General features: G+C 39.5%; 1 pseudogene. It reads left to right on the forward strand.

Annotation, left to right across the window (positions count from 1 at the left end):
• Nucleotides 1-88: 88 nt before the first annotated feature.
• A pseudogene (locus AC04QZ_RS24985) lies at nt 89-1,510 on the forward strand (hypothetical protein); the annotation flags it as partial.

Here is a 1,510-nt window from a genome sequence, read left to right on the forward strand (position 1 = left end):
ACAAAACACTAAAAGAGCAGCTAAAAATCAACAAAGACTTTGAGGCACGCCTATTAAAGTTAGAACGAGGAAATAAATAACCTGCAACATGATTAAAATATATACTACAGTAGTTTTTATAGTGATTAGTATTGCTGTTTTTGGACAGGAAACGCTACAAACGGTTACCGATAGGGGGAATACCGCTACAAACTCGTTGCAGATTGGGGGTGGCTCTGTTAATACAAATACCACAAAACTGTTTATCAATAATCCTTATGGAAATAATTGGGCTTTAAGTTCGGGTGCCAATATGATTTCGGAAAATGGATTCCATATCTACAATTGGTCGGCTAGTCCTACTGTACCTTATTTTTCTATTGTGAATGGTGGCAATATCGGTGTCGGAACAATTTCACCAGATAGTAAACTTCATATTAATGCTTCTGCCGGAACAGTTTTTAAAGCGCTTGGCGGGAGTGCTTATCTGATTGTTGATAATGTTGGTTCCGGAGAGAATTATTATAGTGCAAATGCAGGTCATTATTTTCAGGTGAATGGAGCTAATAAAATGTTATTAAACAGTTCAGGTAATTTATCTGTAAATGGTGTTGGGGTAGATGGCATTAAACTATGGTCGGCCTCTCATCCCAGCGAATATTATTTATCGAATACCTGGGATGGAACCTATTGGCAACTGAAAAGTAACCACCCAGCTGCGGTAAATGTTGGTCACGCTGATGCTGCTGCTTATGCATCCAACAGTGGTAGCTTAGGAGGAAATACCTGGGGCGGTACGGTGTTAAGCACTGCTCCATCAACTTTAATTGGTATTGATCCTACTACAGGTATTTATCAATATAACGCCACTGCGCTAAAAAACTGGATGGGTTTGGGGGCTCTGGCATATCAAAATAAAATAACCAATTTTCATAGTTATAATAACCAAGGTTATTATTTAATACACGAATGGGACGGTACTGGCTGGAATTTGAGAAGTGAAAATGATCAAAATGATAATCAAAATAATATCCATCTGGTCAATATCAATGGTAAGGCTGCTAACGCAATAAAGTGGGGTGGACAGGAGTTTATTGGTTCGAATGGGAATATTGATGCATTTATGACTAATCAGGAGGGTACAAATCGTTATGGATATAGCAGTGTTTCACAAGTTAAATCAGCTTTAGCAACCTCTTTACAGGATGTAACGGGTGCAGGAAATACTACGACTAACAGTATCCGGATTAATACCCCTATAGGGAATGCTATCCCTACATTAGGCGCCTTAAATTACAAACTGTACCTGGCCAATGGGTTAAATGACTACGGTATGCAATTTGGTGTTTTAAATAATGGTGATGGTTTTATTCAGCAGCAAAGGGGAGATGGAGGAGCCACTGCCTATCACTTACTATTTAACCCATCAGGTGGAAATGTGGGCATTGGTACCACTTCTCCAGCTGAAAAACTTACCGTTAACGGAAAAATCAAGGCTAATGAGATTAGGGTTGATGGAGCGGGTGCGCCC

This window comes from Pedobacter folensis (assembly GCF_056490665.1).